This window comes from Vibrio sp. AK197, from assembly GCF_053903115.1.
In genome coordinates this window covers 1,250,821-1,271,851 of the sequence record NZ_CP096430.1, presented here as the reverse complement: position 1 = coordinate 1,271,851, position 21,031 = coordinate 1,250,821, and the positions used below count along the sequence as shown (strand labels likewise).

Annotated in this window: 18 protein-coding genes; 9 read left to right on the top strand and 9 right to left on the bottom strand. The window is 44.6% G+C overall.

Going from position 1 to position 21,031, the window contains the following annotated elements; genetic code table 11:
- Positions 1 to 113 precede the first annotated feature (113 nt).
- Entirely contained in the window at positions 114 to 1,109 is a 996-nt protein-coding gene (locus M1D72_RS13110) for a lipid A deacylase LpxR family protein (RefSeq protein ID WP_456297167.1), read from the top strand.
- Here the strand turns inward: M1D72_RS13110 and M1D72_RS13105 are convergent, their stop codons facing one another.
- Positions 1,110 to 2,990, bottom strand: coding sequence for a methyl-accepting chemotaxis protein (locus tag M1D72_RS13105; RefSeq protein ID WP_456297166.1), 1,881 nt, complete (start codon positions 2,988 to 2,990; stop codon positions 1,110 to 1,112).
- A gap of 226 nt (positions 2,991 to 3,216) precedes the next feature.
- On the opposite strand from M1D72_RS13105, the gene pflA reads away from it, so the two are divergent.
- The 6 genes from pflA to M1D72_RS13075 all read left to right on the top strand — a co-directional run bounded on the left by pflA (position 3,217) and on the right by M1D72_RS13075 (position 10,474).
- The gene (gene pflA, locus M1D72_RS13100; RefSeq protein ID WP_456297165.1) at positions 3,217 to 3,957 is read left to right on the top strand and encodes a pyruvate formate lyase 1-activating protein; all 741 of its coding nucleotides are present in this window, start codon (positions 3,217 to 3,219) and stop codon (positions 3,955 to 3,957) included.
- Positions 3,958 to 4,032: 75 nt separating this feature from the next.
- Positions 4,033 to 4,698 carry an energy-coupling factor ABC transporter permease gene (locus M1D72_RS13095; RefSeq protein WP_456297164.1) on the top strand — a complete coding sequence of 222 codons (666 nt, stop codon included), beginning with the start codon at positions 4,033 to 4,035 and terminating at the stop codon, positions 4,696 to 4,698.
- Positions 4,699 to 4,822: 124 nt separating this feature from the next.
- Positions 4,823 to 5,323, top strand: a complete 501-nt coding sequence (locus M1D72_RS13090) for a YfbU family protein (RefSeq protein WP_390190353.1) — start codon at positions 4,823 to 4,825, stop codon at positions 5,321 to 5,323.
- A 306-nt stretch (positions 5,324 to 5,629) separates the two neighbouring features.
- Positions 5,630 to 7,564, top strand: coding sequence for a PrkA family serine protein kinase (locus M1D72_RS13085; protein ID WP_456297163.1), 1,935 nt, complete (start codon positions 5,630 to 5,632; stop codon positions 7,562 to 7,564).
- A 72-nt stretch (positions 7,565 to 7,636) separates the two neighbouring features.
- Complete coding sequence (locus tag M1D72_RS13080; RefSeq protein ID WP_390190356.1) at positions 7,637 to 8,908, top strand: YeaH/YhbH family protein; 1,272 nt, start codon at positions 7,637 to 7,639, stop codon at positions 8,906 to 8,908.
- A 12-nt stretch (positions 8,909 to 8,920) separates the two neighbouring features.
- Positions 8,921 to 10,474, top strand: a complete 1,554-nt coding sequence (locus M1D72_RS13075) for a SpoVR family protein (protein WP_390190357.1) — start codon at positions 8,921 to 8,923, stop codon at positions 10,472 to 10,474.
- Positions 10,475 to 10,542: 68 nt separating this feature from the next.
- Here the strand turns inward: M1D72_RS13075 and kdsB are convergent, their stop codons facing one another.
- From kdsB to M1D72_RS13050, 5 genes are read right to left on the bottom strand one after another with little or no spacing between them, the layout of a single operon-like run.
- Positions 10,543 to 11,298, bottom strand: a complete 756-nt coding sequence (gene kdsB / locus M1D72_RS13070) for a 3-deoxy-manno-octulosonate cytidylyltransferase (protein ID WP_456297162.1) — start codon at positions 11,296 to 11,298, stop codon at positions 10,543 to 10,545.
- Positions 11,298 to 11,477 carry a Trm112 family protein gene (locus tag M1D72_RS13065; RefSeq protein WP_390190360.1) on the bottom strand — a complete coding sequence of 60 codons (180 nt, stop codon included), beginning with the start codon at positions 11,475 to 11,477 and terminating at the stop codon, positions 11,298 to 11,300. Before M1D72_RS13065 ends, kdsB begins: the two co-directional genes overlap by 1 nt.
- A complete protein-coding gene (lpxK, locus tag M1D72_RS13060) occupies positions 11,458 to 12,465 on the bottom strand; it encodes a tetraacyldisaccharide 4'-kinase (protein WP_456297161.1) in 1,008 nt (335 codons plus the stop codon). The genes M1D72_RS13065 and lpxK overlap by 20 nt, the downstream gene beginning before the upstream one ends.
- 2 nt (positions 12,466 to 12,467) lie before the next feature.
- Positions 12,468 to 14,216, bottom strand: a complete 1,749-nt coding sequence (msbA, locus tag M1D72_RS13055; RefSeq protein WP_456297160.1) for a lipid A ABC transporter ATP-binding protein/permease MsbA — start codon at positions 14,214 to 14,216, stop codon at positions 12,468 to 12,470.
- Positions 14,217 to 14,244: 28 nt separating this feature from the next.
- Positions 14,245 to 16,503 carry a DNA internalization-related competence protein ComEC/Rec2 gene (locus M1D72_RS13050; RefSeq protein ID WP_456297159.1) on the bottom strand — a complete coding sequence of 753 codons (2,259 nt, stop codon included), beginning with the start codon at positions 16,501 to 16,503 and terminating at the stop codon, positions 14,245 to 14,247.
- 8 nt (positions 16,504 to 16,511) lie between these two features.
- Here M1D72_RS13050 and M1D72_RS13045 point away from each other — a divergent pair, with 8 nt between their 5' ends.
- Positions 16,512 to 17,021 carry a DUF2062 domain-containing protein gene (locus tag M1D72_RS13045; RefSeq protein ID WP_390190367.1) on the top strand — a complete coding sequence of 170 codons (510 nt, stop codon included), beginning with the start codon at positions 16,512 to 16,514 and terminating at the stop codon, positions 17,019 to 17,021.
- A gap of 141 nt (positions 17,022 to 17,162) precedes the next feature.
- On the opposite strand, the gene lolE is transcribed toward M1D72_RS13045, so the two are convergent.
- The 3 genes from lolE to lolC are packed head-to-tail and all read right to left on the bottom strand — an operon-like array spanning position 17,163 to position 20,295.
- Complete coding sequence (lolE, locus tag M1D72_RS13040; protein ID WP_456297158.1) at positions 17,163 to 18,407, bottom strand: lipoprotein-releasing ABC transporter permease subunit LolE; 1,245 nt, start codon at positions 18,405 to 18,407, stop codon at positions 17,163 to 17,165.
- Positions 18,408 to 19,094 carry a lipoprotein-releasing ABC transporter ATP-binding protein LolD gene (gene lolD / locus M1D72_RS13035; RefSeq protein ID WP_456297157.1) on the bottom strand — a complete coding sequence of 229 codons (687 nt, stop codon included), beginning with the start codon at positions 19,092 to 19,094 and terminating at the stop codon, positions 18,408 to 18,410. It abuts the gene before it with no gap.
- Positions 19,087 to 20,295, bottom strand: coding sequence for a lipoprotein-releasing ABC transporter permease subunit LolC (gene lolC / locus M1D72_RS13030; RefSeq protein ID WP_390190371.1), 1,209 nt, complete (start codon positions 20,293 to 20,295; stop codon positions 19,087 to 19,089). The genes lolD and lolC overlap by 8 nt, the downstream gene beginning before the upstream one ends.
- 163 nt (positions 20,296 to 20,458) lie before the next feature.
- On the opposite strand from lolC, the gene M1D72_RS13025 reads away from it, so the two are divergent.
- Positions 20,459 to 21,031: a PilZ domain-containing protein gene (locus tag M1D72_RS13025; RefSeq protein WP_456297156.1), complete on the top strand. Its 573-nt coding sequence runs from the start codon at positions 20,459 to 20,461 to the stop codon at positions 21,029 to 21,031.

The following is a 21,031-nucleotide window of genomic DNA, read 5'->3' as shown; positions in this document are numbered from 1 at the left end:
GTTAGCTGATGATAAATTCAGTGCAACCTTGAGCCTAAATTCACGCTGACTTCACTGCATTTTATTGAATATCTTTTAAGATAAAGGCCTCTTTGTTTAATCTCATGGCCCTTATGCGCATACTTTCCGTTTTTCCTCTGCTTTTATTGAGTGCATCGACCTTCGCTTCATCACTTAGCACGCTGACCTTTTCTCTGGATAACGATGGTATCTACGGCGTTGATCAAGATTATACCAATGGCATTTTCCTTTCTTATACGTCGGCGAAGATAGAACCCTACTCTTGGTTACAGCCTTTAAGCTTATCGTATTGGGGAGAAGAGTCATTCGACAAATGGGAAGTAAAGATCGCGCATAAAATCTGGACCCCTTCCGATATAGAAGCGACTGAACCACTCGCCAATGATCGCCCTTATGCGGGATTCTTTCATTCCGAATTAAATTACATCAGTTTAAGTTCTGAGCGAGCACAGAAAATCAATCTGACGCTTGGCGTCACCGGAGAGCACTCTTACGCCGATAAAGCACAAAATATCGTGCACGGCATCACTGGATCAGACGATCCGAATGGCTGGGATTACCAAATAGAAAGCCAAGTCGCAGGCAGCATCGGTTACCAACATCATCTGAATATACAGCGAGGCGCAATGACACTTAATTCTGATTGGGAAATATCGAATGTGTCGAATATCAATCTCGGCAACTTTCGAAGTGATATCGCGACGGGATTGATGCTTCGCTGGGGAAGCGATTTACTCCATAACATGGGATCTGCCAACATTAGTGCTGAGCACCCTTTTCAGGCTGGAATGATTGGTGATTCTACTCAAGGCTGGTTTGCGTTTGCGGGTATTGAAGCGCGTTATAGATTCAACGATTTAACCATCGAAGGCGACCGCCCTGAGATTGAAAACACCCCTGATGTGACTGACCCCGCAATTTACAATGTCTCCGTTGAACCTTGGCAAGCGACCGCGGTGTTAGGGATTGCATGGTATAACTCTCGCTTTGGCGCGAGCTTTACCACCACCGCGAAAACAGCCGAATATCAACAAGCTACCGACCATATATACGGAACCGGTAGCTTATCTGTCTTTGCATTTTTCTAGTTAGACAATAAATTTCTGGCAATCATCACTCAAGCCACTCGAACGATGATTGACCAAATCACTCACCGCCTTCAATTGGCTATTATTTTCGCCTAGCGTTTGCATTGCACTCGAAATTTGAGTCATATTATCTGCCATTGATTGGCTCGTTGATGCGAGCTCTTTAATGGCATCAAAAATATCCTGCGTTTTTTGTGCAGCCTCATCGGCTTTTTCTGTTATTCCACTCATGGCCGACATTGCCGCTTGTCCACGTTCGCGGCCCAACATCATTGACCGCTCGGACTGGCTTATTGCCTCAATCACGGCCGCGCTTTCATTTTTCATCTGGTCAACGGTGCCTGATATGTCTTCCACGGCGCTAACCGTACGTACCGCCAAACTGCGGACTTCATCTGCGACCACTGCAAACCCTCTGCCTTGTTCTCCAGCTCTTGCCGCTTCAATCGCCGCGTTTAACGCTAACAAATTGGTCTGCTCTGCCACACCATTAATGATGTCCATCACCGAATCAATTTTACTTGATGCTTCTTCAAGTTGGCTAATATGCGCCGCTGCGGATTCAAGAACCTGCCCAATGTCTTCAATCGACTGAATTGCCGTAGCGATAATTTGGGAGCCATCATTAGCCGCTAATGTCGAGCTACGGCTGATTTCAGCTACAAACTCAAGCGAGCCAGAGACTTCTTGAGTGGTCACACTCACCTGCTCGGTGGCAGATGCCAGCATTTGGCTTTGCCCTAGCAACTCAGATTGGCCTTTTGATAAACGATCAAGCCCCGCATTAAGTTCTGACGCGTTGTCTGAAAGTGCGCTACTGCTGTCTTGAACTTGATGAACTAACTGACCTAACTTCTCACAACTGGTGTTAATGGTGAGCGCAAGCTGATTAAATTCATCTTTCGAATTTCTGCCAACGACCATACGCTGCGACAAATCTCCAGCAGACACAGCTTGCATAACTTGGTTGGTTTGCAGCAGCGCTCGTCTTTGCTGCGCCCCCAGCAGCGCTGAAGAAGTGACGGCAAACACAGCCAACACCGCACATGCGAATAACACCGACCATACCGTGTGTTGAGCGTCTTGCTGTGCAACATCAGTATAGGAATGACTGAGTGTTTCAAGCGCTTGGCTGGCATTAGCCACCACCGCTTTCATTTGTGACTCAGTTGACAGCATTTGCTGTTCGGAGGCTTCAACCTGCTGTGAAAGGACACTGACGCGTTCAAAAGTAGACTTAAATTGGTCAATCTCTTGTTGGTATAAATCCAGCATCGCGTAAGTGTTGGACATCGTCACAAACCCCGCCAATGCACGATTAAATAATGTTAAGTTTTGCTCGTTAGGCTGGAGTAAATAAGTTTGCTGTGCCTTGATCATCGCTTGAAAGTCAGAGTTTATCGTCACCATTCCGGTTTCCGCTATCTTACTTTCAATCACTGAAGCGAGCCTTTTAAGCTCACCAAGCTTCCCTGAGTCAACAGAAAAACCTAATTCACTTTTTAGTGATAACCAAGGAGAAACTGCCTGTTCAAATTGATCAACGCTCTTGGTCAACTGTGCAGCAAAATCCGCCAAGGAAACCCTTTGGAGAAACTGGGCATCGACTGTAACGGCTTTCGCGATATCCGCAATACTCTGTTTGGTGTCATCCAGTTGCTCATTCGTCACAGATTTGAGTTGGCTGGCCAAAATGAGAATATCACTTTGTAACTGCAGTAAAGAAACGGTGCCTTGTGAAACATTTGCACTGAGTTCATATTGGTGGCTTAAGCCATTCAACCGTGAAGCAGTGAAAACCCCTAAAATTACAAAACCTAAAGTCAGAATAACTAGGAACACCCCAGTTTTTTGTTTCTGAGAGAGTGCAAGCATATGCATGAAAAATCCTTAATCATCATATAGATGAACATCTAGTACTTCCTGTGCTATCCATTTCGTTCTTGCTTGATGCTTTTTTATTAGTTGTTCGGTTTTTATACCACACAAAAAGTGATTAAGGGGATAATTCGTGAATCATTTTTCTAAGCTGTGAAACGACAAGTGCTATTTAATCCTTACAATTTATAATAAAATACCTCGTAAACTTCTTATAAGAGATGAGCTCATGTCAACAACTGGTCGTATCCATTCTTTTGAGTCATGCGGAACAGTAGACGGACCTGGAATTCGCTTTATTGTTTTTATGCAGGGCTGCCTTATGCGCTGTATGTACTGCCATAACCGAGATACTTGGGACACTCATGGTGGTAAAGAAATTACGGTTGAAGAGATCATTAATGAAGCGAAAAGCTATCGTCACTTTATGAAAGCCTCTGGGGGCGGAATTACTTGCTCCGGTGGCGAAGCCATGCTGCAACCCGAGTTTGTTCGTGACTTCTTTCGAGCCGCGCAAGCTGAAGGAATGCACACTTGCCTTGATACCAACGGCTATATTCGTAAGCATACCGATGTGATTGATGAAGTTTTAGCCGCAACCGATTTAGTGATGTTAGATCTCAAGCATCTCAAAGATGAAATCCACCAAGATCTCGTGGGCGTATCGAATCGTAGAACATTGGATTTTGCTCGCTATTTGCAAAAAATAAATCAAACCACATGGATTCGCTATGTCATTGTACCTGGCTACACCGACGATGAAGAGTCCGCCCATTTGCTTGGTGATTTTATTAAGGATATGAGTAACATCGAAAAAATTGAATTGCTTCCCTACCATAAATTGGGTGCACACAAATGGGAGGCTCTTGGACTTGAATACCCACTTGAAGGCGTTGAGCCACCGCCCAAAGCAACGATGGAAAAGATCGTTGCCGTTCTAAAACAGTATCATCCTAATGTGAAATACTGATTATTTTTTCGGCTAAACTCGCGATTCATGCCAATCTATATCATATATGGATTGGCATTTTTATAGGAAGAACCAATGCTCTTGTTACAAACAATCATGGTGATATTGGTCGTGATTGCGTTATGGGTTGCGCGCAGAGATATCGCGAGTGTTTTTTGGCCAAAATTTGTTGAAGAACGTCAATTCCAACATCTGACGTATGCTGTCATGCTATGCCTGTTTTTGCTTTGGTCGGCACAGGCGGGTATTAAGCCCGGATTAAATATTCACTTTTTAGCTTTGACGACTCTCACATTGATGTATGGCTGGAAAGTTGCCTTTTTATTGACGATTCCAGTCAGCTTGATTTTGGCCCTGGTTGGTAACCTCAATTGGAGCGCTCTTGCCGATTATCTGGCGCTTTCATGCCTACTTCCCATCATTATTAGCCATATAGTGTTCACTGCCAGTTATCGATGGCTACCGAGGAACATTTTTGTTTTCATTTTCGTCGCCGGTTTTATCAATGGCGCGTTAACTGGAAGCTTGCATCTATTGACTATCAGCTTGTACCACCTTGGCATACAAAACCATACCTGGAATGACATACAAAACAACTATCTGATTTTCCTTCCCTTATTGGCTTTTCCAGAAGCGTTACTTAACGGTATGGCGGTGACTTTGTTGTCGGTCTTTCAGCCTCAATGGTTACGTGCTTTTTCGGATAAAGATTATATTTATAATCATTATCACAACGACTGACCCAAAATTTCACTTTCAAGGCATTTTTACAACAAAACATGTGTTGAGATCATGTTTCCTATTGTCGGCAAAAGCTACTCTAGATTCATAACGAATTCTTTAGATTTTCGATTGTGAGGTCCCCATGGAAATGACAAATGCTCAACGTTTGATTCTGTCAAACCAATACTTTTTGATGTCTCAGCTCAATCCAGAGAGCAAAGAAAAATATCAGCGTCTACAAAACATTGTTGAACGTGGTTATGAACTGCAAATGCGCGAAATTATGAAAGACTTCGGTTGTATCAAAGAAGATGACTGCCGCAAAGTGATCGATATCATGGAGATGTACCATGCGATGCAAGAGTCTTACAACATGCTCGCAGACACAGCACAAAAAGAAGTTGATAAACGTCGTTTGACTTTCTTAGGCTTTGATATCGCCACTGAAGCTCATCTTGTTCATTACGTTCGTTTCCTGATTGATTCAGAAGGGTTATATCCTCAATTCGATAAAGGCGACCATCACTTTAATAGCCAAACTCCGATGCTAGAAAAATACAGCCGTATGTTAACGTGTTGGAGAAACTGCCCACGTCAGTATCATTTATCACCGTCTGAATTTCAGCAAATATTCAACGCTTAACTCATGTTTTTTCTGTCGCAAAGGTCGCAAAAACAAGCGACCTTTGTTTTTCTTTATTTGCGCTAAATTTCAACGAATAATCTTGCAGTTAGGCCAAATCCACAACACATTTCCGTCAAATACCAACATATAACCATCAAAAATTCGATTTTTTACGACTTTTTGAATCCGGTAGCCCCCTCACGCTTTGTAAATAAACATATCTTTTTTAAGCAAAATTCATAAAACCAACTAGTCTTTAATATAAAGGATTTGCAATTCAATGCGGGTTGATTGTCGTAAGACAAGTTCAGAGGGGAATTCATTATGAGTATTTTCGACCATTTCCAAGCACGCTACGAAGCCGCGAAAGACGAGGAGCTATCGCTTCAAGAGTTCTTAGCGCTTTGCAAAGACGATAAAAGTGCTTACGCCAACGCAGCAGAACGGCTATTAATGGCTATAGGAGAGCCAAAACTTATTGATACGGCTCAAGATTCTAGATTAAGCCGTATATTCTCAAACCGAGTTATTTCTCGGTATGATACGTTCAAAGATTTCTACGGCATGGAAGAAGCCATCGAACAGATCGTTTCTTACTTGAAGCATGCCGCTCAGGGTCTCGAAGAACGTAAACAAATTCTTTACTTGCTTGGCCCTGTCGGGGGCGGTAAATCATCTTTAGCTGAAAAGCTAAAAGCCTTAATGCAGCAAGTTCCTATTTATGTGTTATCAGCCAACGGGCAACGTAGCCCTGTCAATGACCATCCATTCTGTCTGTTTGACGTCAACGAAGACGGCGAACTCCTTAAACAAGAATATGGCATCGATAAACGGTATTTACGCTCAATTATGTCACCTTGGGCGGCGAAGCGACTGCACGAATTTGGCGGTGATATTAGCAAATTCAAAGTGGTCAAAGTAAGACCGTCCATTCTCGACCAAGTTGCCATCGCCAAAACTGAACCGGGTGATGAAAATAACCAAGACATTTCATCGCTGGTCGGTAAAGTCGATATTCGTATGCTCGAACATTACTCTCAAGACGATCCAGATGCCTATAGCTACTCAGGTGCTTTGTGTAAAGCAAACCAAGGGCTGATGGAATTCGTTGAGATGTTCAAAGCGCCGATCAAAGTACTTCACCCTTTACTTACCGCCACTCAAGAGGGCAACTACAACGGTACTGAGGGTTTATCAGCATTACCATTTGATGGCATGATTTTGGCTCACTCGAATGAGTCAGAATGGCAAACATTTAAAAATAACAAAAACAACGAAGCCTTCTTGGACCGTGTGTATATCGTTAAGGTCCCTTATTGTCTTCGTGTTTCAGAAGAAATTAAGATTTACCAAAAACTGCTCGACCACTCCGAGCTTAGCCAAGCGCCCTGCTCACCAAGCACGCTCGAACTGTTGTCACAATTCAGTATTTTGTCGCGCTTGAAAGATCCTGAAAACTCATCGATTTACTCTAAAATGCGGGTATACGACGGTGAAACACTCAAAGATACGGACCCTAAAGCAAAAAGCTATCAGGAATACCGTGACTATGCCGGTGTCGATGAAGGTATGGCGGGGCTTTCAACGCGTTTCGCGTTCAAAATTTTGTCGCGGGTATTTAACTTTGATCAAACCGAAGTTGCTGCAAACCCTGTTCATTTGTTCTACGTCATTGAACAACAAATTGAGCGTGAACAATTTCCACAAGAGACTTCAGAACGATATCTAGAATTCTTAAAAGGTTACTTGGTTCCGCGTTACGTTGAATTTATTGGCAAAGAGATTCAAACCGCATACTTAGAATCTTATTCTGAGTACGGTCAAAATATCTTTGACCGTTATGTCACCTATGCCGATTTTTGGATTCAAGATCAAGAATACCGTGATCCTGAAACTGGGCAGCTATTTGACCGCTCAGCGCTCAACAGTGAATTGGAAAAAATTGAGAAAACAGCAGGCATTAGTAATCCAAAAGATTTCCGTAATGAAATCGTTAATTTTGTATTACGTGCTCGCGCCAATAATAACGGCAAAAACCCAGTTTGGACCAGCTACGAGAAACTTCGCACTGTGATTGAGAAGAAAATGTTTTCCAACACCGAAGAGCTGTTGCCGGTTATTTCCTTCAACACCAAAACCTCCTCAGAAGACCAAAGAAAACACGACGATTTTGTCGCTCGTATGATGGAGAAAGGCTATACAGAGAAACAAGTGAGGTTGTTGTCTGAGTGGTATTTACGCGTGCGTAAATCTTCTTAAGACTGACCCTAATCAAGGAGAGGCTTCTTAAAGGAGCCCTCCTCTACGTTTGATGTTGATAAGGGGTAACTCATGGCGCAATTTATCGATCGACGATTAAATGGTAAGAATAAAAGCGCAGTCAACAGACAGCGCTTCTTACGTCGTCATAAAGAAAAGATTAAAGAGTCGGTGGCTGATGCGGTCAATCGCCGCTCAATCACCAACACCGATACAGGTGAAGATGTCGCAATTCCATCAAGAGATATCAATGAGCCCGTCTTCCATCAAGGCAAAGGAGGCTTAAAAGAGCGAGTACACCCTGGTAATGACCAATTTATTCGCGGAGACAAAATTGAACGTCCGAAAGGTGGCGGTCAAGGTGGTGGCGCAGGTGAAGGCGATGCCAGCCCTGATGGAGAGGGTGAAGATGAATTTGTATTTCAAATTTCTAAGGATGAGTATCTCGATATTCTGTTCGAAGATCTAGAGCTGCCTAACCTTGAAAAAAATCAAATAAATCGTATCACCGAATGGAAAACGCACCGTGCAGGTTATCAAACTGCTGGCGTGCCCTCCAATATTGCTATTGTTCGGTCATTACAACAATCCCTTGCTCGTCGTACAGCGATGACAGCAGGGAAAAAGCGCCTTATGAATGAGCTTGAGGAAGAACTAGAGCGAATCAAGAACAGTGAACCGGCTCAACTTCTGGAGGAAAAACGGCTTAAAGCGGAAATTCAAGAGCTCAGAGATAAGATCAAAAGTGTTCCGTTTATTGATACCTTTGATCTGCGTTTTAAAAATTACGAGAAGCGCCCTATTCCATCAAGCCAAGCCGTCATGTTTTGCTTGATGGATGTCTCAGGATCAATGGATCAAGCAACCAAAGACATCGCAAAACGTTTTTATGTTTTGTTGTATCTGTTTTTGACACGCACCTACGAAAATGTCGAAGTCGTCTTTATTCGTCACCACACCCAAGCGAAAGAAGTGGACGAACATGAGTTTTTCTATTCGCAAGAAACAGGCGGGACCATTGTTTCCAGTGCACTTAAGTTAATGAATGATATCGTTCGTGAACGTTATCCACTTGATCAATGGAATATCTATGCAGCCCAAGCCTCTGATGGCGACAACTGGGCTGATGATTCCCCCCGCTGTCGAGAGCTACTGGTAGAGAATTTGTTACCGAGCTGTCAATACTACTCATATATTGAAATAACAAAACGTTCTCATCAAACGCTTTGGCACGAATATGAAAAATTGGCACCCGCATTCGATAACTTTGCGATGAAAAACATTCGTGCCGTTGAAGACATCTTCCCTGTCTTTAGGGAGTTGTTTAAAAAGGAAACCGCATAGGGAGATAGGATTATGACAGCAAAAACTCGCCAGCGGACCAAGGCGAACAGCAAGTTACTTCCTGATGGGCCGGATTGGACATTTGATCTTTTAGAACGCTACCACACCGAAATTAAGCGGGTTGCGAGCGAATATCGACTGGATACCTATCCAAATCAAATCGAAGTCATCACCTCTGAACAAATGATGGATGCATACTCAAGTATCGGTATGCCGATCAATTACAACCATTGGTCATTCGGTAAGAAGTTTATCCAAACCGAACAGGGCTACAAACACGGGCAAATGGGGCTTGCCTATGAGATCGTCATTAACTCAGACCCGTGTATTGCTTATCTTATGGAAGAAAATACCGTTACGATGCAAGCACTGGTAATGGCTCATGCTTGTTATGGGCACAATTCATTTTTCAAAGGTAACTACTTATTCCAAGCCTGGACAGACGCAGGTTCGATCATCGACTACTTGCTGTTTGCCAAAAACTATTTAGCCGAATGTGAACAAAAATACGGTGTTAATGAGGTAGAAGAGTTACTTGACTCCTGCCACGCACTGATGAATTTTGGTGTGGATCGATATAAACGTCCCGAAAAAATTTCCATCGCGGAGGAAAAAGCTCGTCAAGAACAACGAGAAGCATACCTTCAATCCCAAGTTAACGAGCTTTGGCGCACGGTACCAAAATCGAAAACAAAAGCGGAAGAGCAGCAAATTCACTTCCCTTCAGAACCTCAGGAGAACATTCTTTATTTCATTGAAAAGAATGCGCCACTACTCGAATCTTGGCAGCGCGAAGTGGTTCGAATCGTCAGAAAAATCAGCCAATATTTTTATCCACAAAAGCAAACTCAAGTAATGAACGAGGGTTGGGCGACGTTCTGGCACTATACAATTCTCAACCATTTGTATGACGAAGGTATCGTTTCCGATAAGTTTATTCTCGAGTTCCTACACAGCCATACCAGTGTCGTGGCTCAACCACCATATAACAGCCCCTATTTTAGTGGCATCAATCCTTATGCCCTAGGGTTTGCCATGTTCAGAGACATTCGCCGTATGTGCGAAGAGCCCACTGATGAAGACCGCGAGTGGTTTCCAGAAATAGCCGGATCCAATTGGCTCGATACGCTACATTTCGCGATGCATAACTTTAAAGATGAAAGTTTTATCAGCCAATACCTATCACCAAAGGTAATGCGTGACTTTAAGCTTTTTTCTATTGTCGATGATGATCATAAAAACTTTATCGAAGTCAGTGCCATCCATGACGAAATGGGCTATCGCACTATTCGCGAGAAACTCGCTTCCCAATATAACTTAAGTAATTTGGAACCCAATATTCAAGTCTACAACGTGGACGTACGTGGCGACCGCTCACTAACGCTGCAATATGTTCCTCACGATAGAATCCCCCTTGATGACAGCTTTCATGAAGTGCTCAAGCATCTACATAGGCTCTGGGGATTTGATGTAAAACTGGAAGAAGTGAAGGAAACGGGTCGACGTGAAGTGATCGGTGTATGTCCCTCTAAACATGAGACGCAACCCCATCACACTTCCCCTTAGTGACAAGACCTTAACGAAAAAGAGCGCCGTCTGGCGCTCTTTTCTTATCAATTGTTAACACAGGCCCGCTAACCTCTGCTTTTTACTATTTCAATGACCGCAGCCAAATCTTCTGGTGTATCAACACCCGCAGGAGGCGCTTCTTTTGCCACATCAACGTGAATCCGTTCTCCGTACCAAAGTACGCGCAGCTGCTCAAGAGATTCAATCGTCTCCAACGTTGATGCAGGCCAGTTAACATATTGATTAATAAACCCAGCACGATATGCATAAATGCCTACATGGCGTAGCAATGGCGTTTTTATCTCGGGCTCTTGAGATGAGAAACCATCACGATCCCAAGGAATCGTTGCTCGACTAAAATACAATGCATAACCATCGCGGTCAGTGACAACTTTGACCGCGTTAGGATTAAACACTTCGTCAGCATGTTCAATTTCAACGGCCAAGGTCGCCATTGGCGCTTGACTGCCAGCCAAATTATCTGCCACTTGCTTGATATTTGAAGGAGGAATAAGCGGCTCGTCACCTTGAACATTGACGATAATATGATCGTCAGGAATCGCCATTTTCTTTACGACTTCGGCCAAGCGCTCCGTGCCCGATTGATGGCTAGATAATGTCATACAGACCTCACCGCCAAACGCTTGCACTGCAGCGTTCACTCGGTCATCGTCTGTGGCGACAACGACTTTTTCCGCGCCCGCTTGGATAGCCTGCTCATACACCCACTGAATCATCGGCTTACCACAAATATCAGCGAGCGGTTTACCTGGTAGACGGGAAGACTGATAGCGTGCTGGAATCACAACCGTGAATGACATTAGCGCCCCTCTTCGATTGACATAGTGCGAGCTTCAAATTCAAGCAACACGGGGATACCTTCTTTTATTGGATATGCAAGGCGGTCAAGTTTACAAATAAGCTCCTGATTAACTTTGTCAAAAGTGAGTTTACCTTTACATACGGGACAAGCAACAATCTCAAGCAGACGGTGATCCATAACTTCCTATAACCTCTTCAATTCTATTCAAAATGCGCAATTCATCCATTGGGTTAAAATTGGCTGAAACGGGTAAATACCACCAATTGTCTTGCGCAAATTCAGCGCATTTTACGGCGTCTTTTTCAGTCATCATTAAATGTTGACCATGGTGAGCGAGTTGCTCTAACTCTTCCTTATCAAATGCTTGGTGGTCGGCAAAACCTTTAGTCAGAACAGGCGTCGAACCGAGTTTTTCTAGCGTATGAAAAAACCTCGGAGGGTGTCCAATACCCGCAATCGCCACCAACTCTTTAAGTTGACTCACTGGCATTCGCTGCCCATTACTTAAGTTAACCGCAAGGCTTGGCGACAGCGACATACTGACTTCATTTTCCTTTGCGATCCCACCATTGGTGATCACAAAGTCCACTTCTTCAAGCCGTGACAAAGGCTCACGCAGCGGACCCAGAGGAATCGCTTGCTGATTACCAAACCGGCGCTTGCCATCAACAACCACCAACTCAATATCTCGCTTTAGTGCGTAGTGCTGAAGGCCATCGTCTGTAATAATGACATCGACCTTCTGCTCAAGCAAAGATTTCACCGCATTGGACCGCACAGGATCAACAGCAACGGGGGCTCCCGTTCGTTTAAAAATGAGCTTGGGTTCATCACCACAGTATGACGTCGGCGTATGTGCCTCAACCAGTAAAGGGTAAGCCGGAGCCTTAGCGCCATAACCTCTTGAAACCACCCCAGGTTTTAGCCCCTTAGCCTGAAGTTTTTCCACTAACCAAATAACGACGGGGGTTTTCCCGTTACCACCAGCAGTGATGTTACCGACGACGATAACAGGCACAGGCGCTTTATAAGCTACCTTTTTGCCGCTGTTGTAGTCATTTCTACGGGACAGAGCAATACGGGTAAACAAACGGCTCAATGGCCACAATAGTGGCCAAAGAAGGTATTTTAACGGATGATTTTCAAACCAAATCTTTTCAACCACGATCAGCCACCAAACTGAATTCGATGTAACTGAGCATAAGCGCCATCTTCAGCGAGTAACTGCTGATGATTACCGCGCTCGACGATTTCACCATCGTCTACAACAAGAATTTCATCAGCTTGTTCTATCGTTGATAATCGGTGTGCAATCACTAACACCGTTTTATTTTTCTGCAGTTCATCAAGCGCGGATTGAATCGCCTTCTCAGACTCTGTATCAAGTGCTGAGGTAGCTTCATCAAGAATCAGAACTGGAGCATCTCGTAATAAGGCGCGAGCAATCGCGATACGTTGCCGTTGACCACCTGATAAACTCGCACCGTTTTCACCGATAACCGTGTCTATACCCTGCTCCATTTTGTTGATGAAATCCATCGCGTACGCAAGTTCTGCTGCTTTTTCTATCTGTTCACGCGTGTATTTCTCAGTCGCGGCATAGGCGATGTTATTAGCAATCGTATCATTAAACAAATGTACATTTTGCGAAACCAACGCAAAGTGCGAGCGCAAGTTATTGAGCTTATATTCCCGAACATCATGACCATCAAGAAAAATTTCCCCAGAGTCTACATCGTAAAAACGCGTAAACAAGTTCGCAATGGTACTTTTACCTGAGCCGGAACGGCCCACTAACGCCACAGTTTTTCCTGCAGGGATCTTAAAACTCACGTGAGATAGCGCCGGCTTTTCGTTTCCTTGATAGGTAAAGGTGACATCTTTAACTTCAACATCGCCTTTGACTTTCTCTACCACGCGTTCGCCGCTGTCTTTTTCTACCTCTAAATCCATCAATCCAAATAACGTCTGGCTTGCAGCCATACCTCGTTGAAAATCTGACGTTACATTGGTGAGCGCTTTCAATGGGCGCATCAAACCAAACATTGCGGAGAAAATTACCGTGAAGGTTCCCGGTGTCAACTCACTACGAATCGAATCAAAGCTAGCCAAGAACAGAACTGCAACCAATGCAAGAGACGCAATAACTTGAATCACCGGGTTAGCAATTGCCTGAGCCGCAACCAACTTCATCGAGTGTTGACGCATTTGGTTACTCACACGGTCGAAACGCTCCCGTTCAACATTATGCCCACCATAACTCAATACGACTTTGTGACCTTTGAGCATCTGTTCTGCTGAAGAGGTTACGTGCCCCATACTTTGTTGCATGTTGCGAGAAATTTTACGAAAACGTTTTGACACTACTCGAATCGCAACGGCGACGATAGGCGCAACAATAAATAGCACCAGTGATAACTGCCAGCTGTTCCAGAACATCAATACCAGTAAGCCAATGATGCTTGCCCCCTCACGAACGATGCTGACCAACGCTTTACTCGTGGCCCCTGCCACCTGCTCGGAATCATACGTAATACGAGAAAGTAGCCCACCTGTCGATTCTTTATCAAAATAGGAGACTGGCATATGCATGAACTGGTTAAAAAGCTTACGCCGCATCAACATCACAACGTTACCGGATACCCAGCTTAAACAATAGGTAGAAACGAAACCGCTCAAGCCACGTACCAGCATCATGACAAAAATGATAATCGGGAGGACTTTAAGAAAATCAGATTCAGTAGAACCAAAACCTTCATCGAGCAAAGGTTTTAGCAACGAGACCATATAGGTATCGGCAGCGGCATTAATGATCAATGCGATGACAGCAACAATCAAACCAGATTTAAATAAACGAATGTACGTCCATAAACGACCAAAAGTTTTACCTGTGGTTTCGTCTTTGTTTAATGACATAGAAGATATATTGTTTAAAAATTTGCGACTATTCTACTCCGTTCCGCAGCATCTGCCTATACCACACTTGCCCTTGTATCGCTCTTAACTGATTGGCTTTCCAATAATTTGAATAGAAATCTAAACTTATCTGCCCGCTTTCCCCTGTATCAAGCCATTTTGTTCCTTGTTGATGGTAACGCTTGACGACTTCTTGAGCAGGTAAAGACCAGCGCCCGTCTTTTTCTAGTGACGCAACAGCCAACTCAGCGGACACACCACGAACAAAACCAATGGTTGAAGACGTCCGACTACCATGATGCGGCACAATGACAACATCACTTTTTAAATTTGATTGACGCGCGATAAGCCACTCGGCAATCGCACTCACGTCACCTGGGATCAATACACTATGCGTGCCATCCGATATCCGAATTACGCATGAGTGAGCATTGTACGCCCTGTCGACCAAGCGTTGAGGCCATAATATTTCAAAGGTGAGCGTTTTCCATCGCCATGTTCGACCCTGTACGCACTCTTGATAGCCCGGCAACTTTTGACTAGCGAGTTTTAGTTTAGGCGCGAAGAATCGCTCAACGTCTGATTTCCCGGCAGCGTGGTCAGCATCAAGATGACTCACAATAAAGCCCTCTAACTGGCTGATACCTCTTTGGCGTAGTATTGGCATTATCACATCTTGTGCAAAGCTGCCCGTGAGCCAAGCATTGCCAGTATCGTAAACATAAGCGCTGCCCTGCTGCTCAATGATAACCGCTAACCCATGACCAACGTCCAAGATATCAACCCGCCAATTCGGCGGATTTCGCTCTCCTGTTAGAGTGAGACTCACGCCAAATGCAGCCGCAATGCCCCATAGACGAAACTTCACCGATAAAAGTCGCCACACCAATACCAGAACTAATAACACCGCGACAATTCCGAAGACATGAGGAGAAACACGAACCCATCCGATATCGGCATAGCCAATCGCGGTAACAACCACATTGAGCAACGCATCTAGTATTTGCCATATGACGTGGTTGCTTCCTGTAACCGCACTAAGCAGCACCGACAGGAGAATGCCAGGTACGATGATAAGGCTAAACAATCCCACAAATATCAAGTTATAAACAGGGCTTAATAAGCTTATCCCCTGAAACCACATGACACTTAACGGCAGCATAAATAGCGTCAGCCAGAGTTGTAATTTAACCAAAGCCCCAAATCGATGATGGGCCCTGTTGCGGGTGACGGCGCACTTATCTTGATTCAAAAATAGAAAGATCGCCGCAACAGCAGAAAAAGACAGCCAAAAACCGGCGCTCAGCGTTGAAAACGGATTCAACGCCAGTACAACCACTAGCGTGACTAACCATTTGAAACCAATGGCAAGTCGCCAACGAAAAAACATCAGGACACTCAACAGCAAACACATGATCAATGCGCGCTGTGTTGGCAAGGTTAATCCTGCAAGCCAAGCATAGAAATACGCTAGACTTATAGCAAAAAGCATGGGTAACAAGTGACAACGTGGCGAACATCGTAAAAGCAGGCTACCAAGCGCCCATCCAACCCCAAAAGCAATCCCAATATGCAAACCAGAAATGGCGAGTAAGTGACTTAAACCACTTGCTTTTAGTTGTTGCCATGTTTGGTGTGAAATATCGCTTTTAAGACCAAAAGAGAGCGCTAAGATGAGGGGTTGGCTGGGCAGCGATTTGGTGTGATCGGCGACCGTTGTTATCAAATAGCGTTTAAGTGATGAAAAATGCTCAATGCGGAAACGGGCGTCTTTAGCCAAAGATGCTCGCGCCATGAGACCTTCGGCAAAAAAGTGCGCTTCTTTATCATACCCAGCTTGGTTTAAACGGCCAATAATCCGCTTTAAAGTAACTTTGGTATGAATGACATCACCATAAGAAAGCGCAACCGGCGATATCAACTGAATTTTGGGCCTTAAAAACCTGGTGACATTTTGACCATTGATTGATCTTAACACCAATGTTCCTTCAAAGCCGTGACTTATTTGCGTAAAAAGGCTGTCAACCTCACCAGTTATGGTAATATTCGAGCCTGATAGAAAAAGCGATTTCATCTGTAATTTTGCGATGGCACCATGAGTTAAGATAATCACTAACGCGATGCAACAACCGCGTGTCCATCGCAATTGAGATACCTTTTGGCTAACGAACAACCAAGCGGCGCCAACCATAATCCACTCTTCATTTGGCATCCAGCGCCAATAAGGAGCGGAGATGATGACAACTGAGCAAGATATCAGCGTCCAATAATTAAACAAGAGAGTCATAGAACGCTATGCCAAGAAAGTTCATTAAACGTTTTATGCCAAATCCTGAAACCATTAAGCGCCAAAAAGCGCTAAAAGTATTTGGCAACGTTTTATACAATCCCAACTTATGGTGCTTAAACCGTCGCTCGGCGGCTGGGGCATTTGCCGTTGGGCTGTTCATGGCGTTTGTTCCTCTTCCGAGCCAGATGATTTTATCTGCTGGCTTAGCCATTCTATGTGGCGTCAACCTTCCCTTATCGGTGGCGTTGGTTTGGGTCAGTAATCCAATAACGATGCCCGTCCTGTTTTATTTTGCTTACAAAGTCGGCGCCAAGATCCTTCATGTTCCACCACAACGCTTTCACTTTGAACTGTCTTGGGATTTCATTTGTAATCAGATGAGCACGATAGGCCCGCCCTTTTTACTTGGGTGCTTAATCTGTGGTATCGCCTCAGCAATGATCGGTTATTTTGGCATTAAGGGGTTATGGCGTTATTCCGTGGTTCGCAGTTGGCAACAAAGAAAATTAAAATAGCTTGGTTTGAATATCCCTCCCAGTATAAAACCTTAAGTTACGAGTCAAACCACAGTGAAATGTAACTGATAAAATTCACGCAATAAAAAAGCCCCGAGTGGGGCTTTTTTATTGCCGTTGTGCTCAAACAACAACCGAGCTTTATTTCGCACTCAGTACGGTCGCTGGATTGAGCTTACTCGCCCTAGAGGCTGGATACCACGTTGCTAGGAGACTTAGGATAATCGCTGTCCCCGAGACCATAATGACATCGCTTGTCACTACTTGAGAGGGGAGAAAATCAACAAAATAGATATCACCAGATAGAAAATGATGACCAATCAGGTTTTCCAAGCCTTTAATCAGTGACGTCAAATTAAGCGCAATCAGCACCCCGGCAATGCTGCCAAAGCAGCTACCAAGTACGCCAGAAAACACGCCTTGCCAGACAAATATCCGTTTAATGAGTCCATCTTTAGCGCCCATCGTACGAAGAATTGCTATTTCCGAGGCGCGGTCTTTCACCGCCATCATTAATGTTGAGACAATATTAAAACTCGCTACACCGATAACCAATACCATCACCAAATAAATAATGGTTCTAACTAGCTGAATATCGCGATACAGGAAACCAAATTTCTGCTGCCAGCTCCTAAGATAGACATACTCATTCAGCGTATTCCCGACCTCACGTACAATCGAAGTAGCATCAAGGACGCGATCGACTTTAATTGACACACCCGTGACAGCGTCACCAAGACGACTGTAACTTTGAGCATCCGCAAGCGGTAACAAAATAAGGTTGTGGTCAATTTGACCATTCAACGTCAAAAAGCCCGCCACCTTAACACGGACTCGGCGCGGTGCCTGAACTCGTGAGGAACTCCCCTCTTCGGGAATCATGAGCGTAATGTAGTCATTTTTATGCACAGCTAACTGCCGAGCAACACCGCGGCCCAAAATCACTTGTTGCTCACCAGGCTGAAACGCTTGCCAGGCATCTTTATCAATAAAGTCGATTAAATGAGAGACATTTGGCTCTAGTGCCTTATCAATTCCACGAACCTCAATGGCTTTCAAATTGCTGCCCTTTTCCGCCAATGCGGTAAACCGCACATAAGGCGCTGCCGCGAGTACGCGAGGATGGCTTTCCGCTTGTTTAGCCAAACGTTGCCAAGACTCTATCGGAGCTCGAACCCCTTCAAACTCTCCATGCGGCACGACCGACAACACTCGATTTTTTAGCTCACGCTCAAATCCATTCATTGCAGAGAGACCAATAATGATCACCGCAACCCCCACCGCAATACCGATCGTTGAAGATAAAGAGATAAACGACACCATTTTATTGCGCCGTTTAGCGCGGCTAAAGCGTTTACCGATAAACAGAGATAATGACGAAAACAATTAACCCGCCTCCACGTTAATCAGCAGCCCATCTTGCATGTGCAGTTGACGGTCCATCTTGCCGGCAAGCTCACCATCATGGGTTACCACCAAAAAAGCGGTTCCCGACTCTCGGTTTAGCTCGCGCATCAAGTCATAAATCGCCAGTGCCGTTTTGTGATCTAAGTTACCCGTTGGCTCATCAGCCAATACCAAATCAGGGCTATTGACTAGCGCTCTGGCGATCGCAACACGCTGTCGCTCTCCTCCCGAAAGCTCGGCTGGACGATGTTCCATACGGTGCGTTAGTCCGACTTTATCGAGTAAAGCTTTGGATTTACCTTTGGCCACATTCGCCTTTTCGCCACCAATCAGTAACGGCATTGCAACATTTTCAATCGCACTGAAATCGGAAAGCAGATGATGGAACTGATACACAAAGCCTAAATGGCGGTTACGTAATTGCGCTTGCTTATTCGAAGATAACTTTGAAAGTTCATTACCAAGAAATAACACTTGCCCCTCAGAAGCTTCATCAAGCGCTCCTAGAATATGCAGCAGGGTGCTTTTACCTGACCCGGACGTGCCGATGATCGACGCTAACTCTCCGCTATTTAAGTCGAAACTGACGCCTTTGAGCACTTGTGTATCTAACCCACCTTCACGATAAGTTTTACAAACATTTTGGCATTGAAGAAGGTTATTCATAACGTAAAGCCTCGGCAGGATGAACAGAAGACGCTCGATAGGATGGAAAGAGTGTTGCAAGTAAACTTAAGCTGATTGCCAACACGACAACCACAAGGATCTGCATAGGTTCAACGTGAACAGGGAGAGAACCTCCACCCGCAAACAGAGCAACCCCCATGCTTGATAAAATAGCGTTTAAATTCAGTGCAAGCGCAACGCCTAGCGCACCGCCAACCAGCGCACCAATAACCCCACTACTTGCGCCTTGTACCATAAAAATCGCCAGCACTTGTCGATCTTTCATACCTTGAGTTTTGAGAATAGCCACTTCAGATTGCTTTTCCATCACCACCATAATCAGCGCTGATATAATATTAAATGCTGCGACGCCGACTATCAGCCCCAGCATCAGACCCATCATATTTTTTTCCATACGTACTGCTTGGAATAATTCACCACGTTGATCGCGCCAGTCACGCCACTGCCACCCATCTGGGAGAGGACGATTGGCGATGTCACCAACCACGAACGGATCATCAAAAAACAGTCGCCACCCAGTCATCGTATCGCGACTGAAGCGCAGCAACCTACCTGCATCTTGAATGTGGGTGATGATCAACTGGCTGTCGATATCCGAACCCGTGTTATAAATCCCAGAGACGGTAAAAATACGCTGGCTTGGAATACGCCCTAATGGTGTAAATTGGCTGGCGCTGGTGACCATTAAGCGGACTTTATCCCCAATCGACACCCCTAAAGAGCGAGAGAGCGCATAGCCAATGAACACATTGTATTCACTCGATTCAAGCGACGATAACTTTCCCGCAATAAGGTGCTCGGCAATCGGATCATTGGGCTTGGGATCAATTCCAACTAACAACCCGGCGCTGAGCTGAGAGTGGCTTTGAATCACGGCTTCACTCTCAACGATGGGTTGCGGCTTTGCCGCCGTAGAAAGCTGTTGAATAAATTCTGGGGCTTGGTCGCTGCGCTCGGTTTTGCCCTGCGTTTGGGAAATCACCGCTTGAGGCAGGACGCCTAAGATTCGTCCTTTTAACTGCGATTCAAAACCGTTCATAACCGAAAGAACCGTCACTAACGCCATCACACCGATCGTAATACCTGCGGTTGACATATAAGAGACGAAGCGACTAAACCTATCCCCAGACCGTCCACGCAAATAACGTAAGCCGACAAAAACAGAAATGGGATGAAACATAACACCAACCATAGAAAACTGATGCGTTACTGTAACGATTAATCTGCTTTGGTTGTAGCCCTAAATTGCTAATTAGACGTTAAAATGTGTGTTTAACAATGACATACCTTGATTAGTTGGCTGGTATGACGATAATCAGACAAGATTAAGAAGGAACTCAGCCATGACAGAACAAGAATATTTTACCGTTCACCATCAACTTACCATCAATGCAGAACCTCTGCCTGAAGGATCATCGCTGCCTTCTTACCCAATATTTGAATCCGAGATTCCTGCGCCTTTTATCGTTGCCAGCGAGTTTAGTCACCTTGATATGCTGAACGACAGCGCGCGTAAAGAACTCAATAATTCTGATTTTAAGCATGTGATTAACTTGCTTGACACTCAAAATTCAAAACTCAACTTATTACTGACGTTTTTGCTTTCACAGCAGGATGACCCAACCTATCGTACGATCACCAGTGCTTTTGGCGCCAGCCAATGCACATTTCTATCCCCTGCATCACTTAATGATGGACAGTACGTTCGTATAAAACTGTTTTTAGAACATCCGGCTGCTGCAATATATTGCTACGCCAGCGTGGTAGAATGCCAAGCCCAAGAACAAGGCTTCGACATTACAGTGAAATATCAGCTACTTCGTGATGCCGATCAGGATTTACTGATCAAAGCGGCGTTAAACCAGCAGCAAAAGCTATTACGTCAACGCTCACTTGACCGAGAAAATAATCAATAG